Origin of the sequence: Microbacterium flavum (genome assembly GCF_018717645.1) — a bacterium.
Classification (GTDB): Bacteria; Actinomycetota; Actinomycetes; order Actinomycetales; family Microbacteriaceae; genus Microbacterium; species Microbacterium flavum.
The window spans coordinates 1-7,601 of record NZ_JAFLHG010000022.1; the positions used below are offsets into that span (position 1 = coordinate 1).

Annotated in this window: 8 protein-coding genes; 2 read left to right on the forward strand and 6 right to left on the reverse strand. The window is 69.8% G+C overall.

The window, feature by feature from the left end:
- Positions 1–46: 46 nt before the first annotated feature.
- The 5 genes from J0P97_RS15375 to J0P97_RS15395 form a co-directional block, all read right to left on the reverse strand.
- Complete coding sequence (locus J0P97_RS15375) at positions 47–1,060, reverse strand: LacI family DNA-binding transcriptional regulator (protein ID WP_215488672.1); 1,014 nt, start codon at positions 1,058–1,060, stop codon at positions 47–49.
- Entirely contained in the window at positions 1,057–2,559 is a 1,503-nt protein-coding gene (locus J0P97_RS15380; RefSeq protein WP_215488673.1) for a GH1 family beta-glucosidase, read from the reverse strand. The genes J0P97_RS15375 and J0P97_RS15380 overlap by 4 nt, the downstream gene beginning before the upstream one ends.
- 25 nt (positions 2,560–2,584) lie before the next feature.
- The gene (locus J0P97_RS15385) at positions 2,585–3,487 is read right to left on the reverse strand and encodes a carbohydrate ABC transporter permease (protein ID WP_215488674.1); all 903 of its coding nucleotides are present in this window, start codon (positions 3,485–3,487) and stop codon (positions 2,585–2,587) included.
- Positions 3,484–4,539, reverse strand: coding sequence for a carbohydrate ABC transporter permease (locus tag J0P97_RS15390; RefSeq protein WP_215488675.1), 1,056 nt, complete (start codon positions 4,537–4,539; stop codon positions 3,484–3,486). The genes J0P97_RS15385 and J0P97_RS15390 overlap by 4 nt, the downstream gene beginning before the upstream one ends.
- 64 nt (positions 4,540–4,603) lie before the next feature.
- Positions 4,604–5,878 (reverse strand): ABC transporter substrate-binding protein, encoded by a 1,275-nt coding sequence (locus tag J0P97_RS15395; RefSeq protein ID WP_215488676.1) that lies wholly within the window; start codon positions 5,876–5,878, stop codon positions 4,604–4,606.
- Positions 5,879–6,227: 349 nt separating this feature from the next.
- Between J0P97_RS15395 and purS the strand changes: the two genes are divergently transcribed.
- Complete coding sequence (gene purS, locus J0P97_RS15400) at positions 6,228–6,485, forward strand: phosphoribosylformylglycinamidine synthase subunit PurS (protein WP_215488677.1); 258 nt, start codon at positions 6,228–6,230, stop codon at positions 6,483–6,485.
- Positions 6,482–7,189, forward strand: a complete 708-nt coding sequence (gene purQ / locus J0P97_RS15405; RefSeq protein ID WP_215488678.1) for a phosphoribosylformylglycinamidine synthase subunit PurQ — start codon at positions 6,482–6,484, stop codon at positions 7,187–7,189. The genes purS and purQ overlap by 4 nt, the downstream gene beginning before the upstream one ends.
- A gap of 122 nt (positions 7,190–7,311) precedes the next feature.
- On the opposite strand, the gene J0P97_RS15410 is transcribed toward purQ, so the two are convergent.
- On the reverse strand, positions 7,312–7,601 hold a 290-nt coding region (locus tag J0P97_RS15410; protein WP_215488679.1), incomplete at its 5' end, for an NTP transferase domain-containing protein.

Sequence of the window (7,601 nt, forward strand, 5' to 3'; positions counted from 1 at the left end):
CGCGCGGGGCGCGGGCGCGCGGCGCGGGCGCGGGGCGGGCGCGGGGTCAGGCGGAGTCGCGGATGATCAGCGCGGTCTCGAGCATCGAGACGTGGTCGGGGTTCCCGCCGGCGAGGAGGCTCAGCAGGACCTCGGCCATCATCACTCCCTGGTCGCGGGAGGGCTGCCGCACGGTCGTGAGGTTCGGCTGCACCGTCGTCGCGACCGGGGAGTCGTCGAAGCCGATGATCGAGACATCCCGGGGGACATCGAGCCCCGCCCGCCCGAGCACCGCCAGCGCGCCGCGCGCCATGAGGTCGCTGCCGACGAAGAGCGCGTCGAAGGATGCCCCGGAGTCCAGGATCCGCTTCATGGCCGCCGATCCTCCGTCGGCGGTGAAGTTGCCGTCCTCGACGGCGACGGGCACCATGCCGGCATCGGCGAGGGCCGACCGGAAGCCCGCGAGGCGGTCGATGCCGGCGGGCATGGAGACCGGACCCGAGACGTGCGCGATCCGCCGGAACCCCTTGTCGATCAGGTACCGGGTCGCCTGGTAGGCCCCCGCGGTGTTGTCGACGTCGACGTAGTAGTCGTTCTCGCGAGCGCGCGACGGGCGCCCGCCGTAGACGACCGGCACGGAGGTCGCGATGCGGTCGATGAACGTGTCGCTCGTGTGGTGGGAGACGACGATCGCCCCGTCCACCGCACCGCTGCGCATGTAGGCCGTCGTCTTATCACGCGGATCGTCGCTCGCGATGATCAGGTTGAGGACGTAGTCCGAGCGGCTGAGCCGGGCGTTGATCCCCGACACGACCGCCGCGAAGAACGGATCGCCGAAGAACCGCGTCGTGTCCTCGGGGACGACGAGAGCGATCGCCATCGTCGCGCGCGAGGCGAGCGAGCGCGCCGCGCGGTTGGGCACGTAGTTGAGTTCTGCGATGGCGCGCTGCACCGCGGCGAGCGCGCTCGGGCTCACCGACGTCGACCCGTTGACGACGCGCGACACCGTGGAACGCGACACACCGGCGGCGGCGGCGACCTCCTCGATGGTCGCCTGCACCCTCGGCGTGTCGATGCTCACGTTGCGGGAACCTCAATCTGGGGAGCGGCGGCGGTGCCGACAGACGGCGCCCGGGCGACATCGATCGCGCGGGCCGCGATCACCCGACGATACTCCCGTGCGCTGTCCTTGAGCGTGCGCTCCTGGGTGTCGTAGTCGACATGGATGATGCCGAAGCGCTTCTCATACCCCCAGGCCCACTCGAAGTTGTCCAGCAGCGACCAGTAGAAGTATCCGCGGACGTCGACCCCGGCATCCGCCGCGTCCAGGACAGCGCCGAGGTGAGCGCGGAGGAACGCGGTGCGCTCGGCGTCGTGGACGCGGGCCGCGGCACCCGAGCCGACGAGCTCGTCATCGTAGGCGGCGCCGTTCTCGGTGACGTAGAGCGCCGTCCCGGCGGGCTCGGCGTAGTCGTGCCAGACGTCCTCGAGGAGGGTCGTGAGTCCGGCCGGATCGACCTCCCAGTTCATGCTCGTGCGCGGGAGCCCCCGGTCGTGCCAGTAGATGCCCTCGTGCGAGGGGAAGGGCGCGCGGACCGGGCGTGCGGTGGGGGCGTCGCCCGATGCGGGGGCGTGCGGGTCGACCGAACCCCCGACGAACTCGCCGTGGTAGTAGTTCACCCCGAGGGCATCGAGCGGCGTCGCGATGACGTCGAGGTCGCCCGGCTCCGTCGCCGCATCCAGCGCGTCGATCGCCTCGGGCGCGACCGCACGGATGTCCTCCACGACATCCACGGGGTACTGGGCGCGGAAGATCGGGTCGAGGAACCAGCGGTTGAACTGACCGTCGATGCGGCGCGCCGCGTCGACGTCGGCCGCCACCTCGGGGTCGACCGGCTCCGCGACGGTCAGGTTCAGCGTGACCCCCAGGCGCAGCGCCGCATCCCGGGCGCGCAGCTCCTGCACCGCCAGGCCGTGCCCGAGCAGGAGGTGGTGCGCCGCGAGGACCCCGTCGGTCACGCTGAGCCGACCCGGTGCATGGATGCCGGCGGTGTAGCTCAGGAACGACGAGCACCACGGCTCGTTGAGCGTGGTCCAGTTCTGGACGCGATCGCCCAGGGCGTCGTGGACGTCGAGCGCGTACTCGGCGAACTGCTCGGCCGTCGAGCGCACCGTCCACCCCCCGCGATCCTCGATGGCCTGCGGCAGGTCCCAGTGGTAGAGCGTCAGCCAGGGCAGGATGCCATTCTCGCGCAGCTCGTCGACGAGCCGCTTGTAGAAGTCCAGCCCCTTCTGGTTGACCGGGCCGCCGTCCGGCCGCACCCGCGACCACGACACCGAGAACCGATAGGTGTCGAGGCCGAGCTCCTTCATGAGCGCGACGTCGGTGGTGTGCCGGTGGTAGTGGTCGCAGGCGACGTCGCCGTTGTCGGCGCCCATCACAGCGCCGGGCACGCGGCAGAACGTGTCCCAGATCGAGGCGGTGCGGCCGTCCTCGAAGGCGGCGCCCTCGATCTGGAACGCCGCGGTCGCGGCCCCGAAGAGGAAGTCCGGCGCGAAGGCGCGGGTGTGGTCGGTCATGGCGGATCCTTCCGAGCGACGGGCCTCAGCCCTTGACGGCGCCCTGCATGATGCCGCTGACGAGCTGCTTGCCGGCGAACACGAACAGGATCAAGAGGGGGATGGTGGCCAGGAGCACACCGGCGAGGACGATGGAGTAGTCGATGAAGTAGTTCGACTGCAGCAGGGACAGCGCCACGGGCAGCGTCGGGTTCTGGCGGTCGAGCACGATGAACGGCCAGAAGAAGTTGTTCCATGCCGAGACGAAGGTGAACAGGGCCAGCATCGCCGCTGCGGGACGCGCTGCGGGCAGGCCGACCGTCAGGAACGTGCGGAACGAGCTCGCCCCGTCGACCCGTGCCGCCTCGATCAGTTCATCCGGCACGGCCTGCCGCAGATACTGCGTCATCCAGAACACCCCGAACGCGCTCACGAGGGCGGGGACGATGATCGCGCCGAGCTGACCCGTCCATCCGAGGTCGCTGAAGAGGATGTACAGGGGCACGACGCCGAGCTGAGTGGGGACGGCCATCGTGGCGATGACGAAGACGAGCAGCCAGCTCGATCCGCGGAACTTCAGCTTCGCGAAGGCCCATCCGGCGAGCGTGGAGAAGAAGACGACGGATGCTGCGATCAGCGCCGAGCTCACGATGGAGTTCCACAGGGCGATCCAGAAGTTCACGGCGGGATCGTTCACGACGCGGGCCGCGTTCGCGAAGAAGTTGCCGCCGGGGATCCACGACATGTTCGGGTCGCGGATCGTGTACGAGTCGCCCGACCCGATGAGCAGCGACCAGTAGAACGGGAAGACGCTGGCCAGCATCACGATGCCCAGGCACGCGTAGACGAACCATCCGGGCCGCGTGCCCTTCACGTGACGGGGGCGCCCCTTCGGCCGCGGAAGCGCGTCGTCCAGGGTGGCGACGGGCTTCAGATCGAGAGCGGTCATCGGGATACCTCCTCGGGGAGCGCGCGCACGGAGGCACGGTCGGCGGCGACGGATGCCCTGGCGTCCCGGCGCGCAGCGCGCAGCTGCGCCCGGGTCAGGTCGGAGCGGCTGCCCTCGTCGCGCACCAGGTTGCGGGTGATGAAGAGGTTGATCACGCCGATGGCGAGGATGATCAGGAAGAGGATCCACGCGAGGGCGGCGGCACGGCCGAGGTTCCATTGACCCCACCCGATGTCGTAGAGCCACAGCGAGATCGTGAGCCACTGATTGTCGGCACCGCCCGTTCCCGTCTGGTCGTACATGCGGGGCTCGTCGAAGATCTGCAGGCCGCCGATCGTCGAGGTGATGATGACGAAGATCAGCGTCGGACGCAGGCTCGGCAGCGTGATCGAGAAGAACTGGCGCACCTTGCCGGCGCCGTCCACGGTCGCGGCCTCGTAGTAGTCGCGGGGAATCGCCTGCATCGCGGCGAGGAGGATGAGGGTGTTGTAGCCCGTCCAGCGGAAGTTGACCATCGTCGCGATCGCGATGTGGCTCGCGAAGGCGTCGGAGTGCCACTTGACCGGCGGGATGCCGAGGTTGCCGAGGAGGGTGTTGATGATGCCGTACTGGTCGCCGAACATGTTCGAGAAGATCAGGGCGACCGCGACGGGGGCCATGACGTAGGGCAGGAGAACGCCCATCCGCCAGAAGGTCTTGGCGCGGATGTTCTGGTCCAGCAGCGCGGCGATGAAGACGGCCGCGATCAGCTGAGGGACGCTGGAGAGCAGGAAGATGCTGAACGTGTTGCGCAGCGCCGTCCAGAACTTCGGGTCGGAGAGGACCGTCGCGTACTGGTCGAACCCGATGAAGGTTCCCGAGTTGCGGACGAGATCCCAGTCCATGAACGAGATCACCGCGGTGTACGCGATGGGGAACAGGCCCACGACGAGGAAGAGGAGGAAGAACGGGGAGATGTACAGGTAGGGCGAGAGCTTCAGATCCCAAGAGCTGAGCCGGCTGCCGAATCCGATGCGCTTGGTGGGCCGGGTGGCGACGGCGGTGGCGGTCACATCGGGCTCCTTTCACGAGAACGGTCGCCGGGCGAGCGGGATGCCCGCCCGGCGACCGTGGGGATCACTTGATGGCGTCGACTTCGGTCTTCCACTGCGACCAGGAGGCCGCCTTGTCCTGCGTCCCGTCCTCGACGCGGGTCAAAGCCTTCTGCATCGCGTCGTTGATCTGGAAGTAGAACTGCCCCTTGAACGGCGTCACCGTGACGGCGTTCGCGCGATCGGTCAGGAGCTGACCGGTGGGGGCGTTGTTGAAGAACTCGTTCGTCGCGCTCAGCAGCTCGTCGCTCTTCATCGCGTCGACCTGGCTCGGGAAGGTGCCCGCGTCAGCGAACGCCTTCAGCTGGGTCTCCGGGCTGGTCAGCCAGTCGGCCAGCTCCTGCGCGGCCGCGACATGCGGGCCGTTGGCGGGAACGGTCAGGTAGGAGCCGCCCCAGTTTCCGCCGCCGCCGGGGAAGACGTTGGCGATGTCCCAGCCGGTCACGTCCTTGGCGTTGCCGGAGATGACACCGAGCATCCATCCCGGGCACAGCATCGTGGCGAACGCGCCGTTGGACAGGCCCGCGAACCAGTCATCCGACCACTGGCCGAGGTGCGCGGACTGCGTCGCGCTCGCGTCGAGCACCTGGGTGTAGAGCTTCTCGACCTCGGGGTCGATGGCGATCTTGCCGCTGGAGGGGTCCTCGTAGGCGTTCTCGACCTGGTTGATCATGCCCTGGTAGGTGCCGCCCGCGGAGTCGAAGAACGCCTTGCCCGTCGTGGCGGTGTACTTCGCGCCGACCTCGAAGTACTTCGCCCAGTCGCCCTGGAGCATCTTCGCGACCTCGTCACGGTCGGTCGGGAGGCCCGCGGCGGCGAACAGGTCGGAGCGGTAGCAGACGGCCTCCGGGCCGATGTCGGTGCCGTAGCCGATGAGCTTGCCGTCGGCATCCGTCGCCGCCTTGGCCTTCCAGTCGAGCCAGCGGCCCTTGAGGTCGTCCGGGACGGGCGCGAGGAGGTCGGAGTACTTCATGACCTCGGGCAGCCAGTCGACCTCGATCGCCTCGACATCGGCGAGGCCCGTCTTGCCGAGCTTCTGGAAGTAGTTGGCGCGCGCGTCGTTGCTGGTCGCGGCCTTGTTGTGGACGATCGTGACGTTCGGGTGCTCCTTCGAGTACTCGGCGAGCAGTGCGTCGCTGTAGCCGAAGTCGTTGAACGTCGCGACGGTGAGGGTGACCTTCTCGTTCGGGTCGGCGGTCGCCGCTCCCCCGCCCGATCCGGCACAGCCGGCGAGCACGAGGGCGGAGGTGGTCAGAGCGCCGGTCACGATGCCGATGCGACGCAGTGCGCGTGTATTCACGTTCACTCCTTTGTGGGTGTGCGGGTGCGTGGGTGCTTGCATCAGGCGAGGTGTCCTGCGGCTTCCGACCTTGGGAGCGCTCTCACCGGATGCGGCCCACGATATGGGATCGCTCCCACGAACGCAAGGGAGCGCTCCCACGAGATCGATCACGCTTCCGTAACGCCCCGCCCCGTCCTCTCCCCGGCGTCCGTTCCCGCCGGGTCCGGGGCCGTTCCCGCCGAGTGTCCAGGACACGCGGACGCGGCGGGGTGGTCGTCCGCGCGTCTTGGACACTCGGCGGGATGGCGACGCGCGCGACTCCCCGTAGACTGTGAGCGCCCTCATCCCGCGACATCCGGAGCCTCACATGCCCACCATCGTCGTCGACGTCATGCCCAAGGCCGAGCTGCTGGACCCGCAGGGGAAGGCCGTGGCGGGCGCGCTCGCACGGCTCGGCCACGAGGGGTTCGAGGGCGTGCGCATCGGCAAGCGCTTCGAGCTGACCGTCGCGGATGCCTCCGAGGAGACCCTCGCCGCCGTGAAGACCATCGCGGACGAGATCCTCTCGAACGCGGTGATCGAGGACGTCGTGGGCATCGAGGTCGCGCCCGAGGCTGCGCAGTGACCGCACGCATCGGCGTCATCACCTTCCCCGGATCCCTCGACGACGGCGACGCGCAGCGCGCGATCCGCCTCGCGGGCGCCGAGCCCGTCGCCCTGTGGCACGGGTCGCACGACCTCGACGGGGTCGACGCGCTCGTCCTGCCCGGCGGCTTCAGCTACGGCGACTACCTGCGTGCGGGCGCGATCGCCGCGCTCGCGCCGATCATGACCGAGGTGAAGGATGCCGCGGGCCGCGGGATGCCCGTGCTCGGCATCTGCAACGGCTTCCAGATGCTCGTCGAAGCGCACCTGCTGCCCGGGGGCCTCATCCGCAACGCCCACCAGCAGTTCATCCGCCGCGACCAGCGCCTCCGCGTCGAGAACGCCTCGACGGCGTGGACCTCGGAGTTCGAGATCGGGCAGGAGATCACCATCCCGCTGAAGAACGCGGACGGCGGCTACATCTGCTCGGCCGAGACCCTCGCCCGGATCGAAGGCGACGGCCTGGTGGCGTTCCGCTACCTGGGGGTGAATCCGAACGGCTCCCTCGACGACATCGCGGGGATCACGAATCCCGCGGGCAACGTCGTCGGCCTCATGCCGCACCCCGAGCACGCCGTCGAGCCCGGTTTCGGGCCCGACACCCGCGCCGCGATGCGCTCGGGCGTGGACGGCCTCGCGTTCTTCACCTCGGCGATCGCCGCACTCTCCGCCGCCGCGGCCTGAGGCCCCCGCGGCCCTGCCGTCCACTCGGCGCGCTCGCGGGGTGCGCACCGCGCACCCCCCGCCCACGCGCCACGTGAGACGCCGGCGCAGTCGAGTCGCCCGTACACGGGCAGGGCCCCGACTCAGCGGGTGTCGCGGTCGGCGCCGGACCAGAGGTCGTCGCAGGGGATGTCGCGTGCGCCGCGCGCGGCGAGATACGGACCCGCCCCGCGATCGCCCTGGACGGCGGCGATGACCCCCTCCCAGTGCGCGCGGCCGATGACGACGGGATGCCCCGGATGCCCGCCGTACGCCGCTCGCGCGAGGGTGTCGGCGCCGGCTCCGGCGGCGACGCGCGCCACCGCCGCCGCGGGCATCGCGGGGGTGTCGACCGTCACCAGGCCGGCGGCTTCGGCCGGCGTCCGGCCCGCAG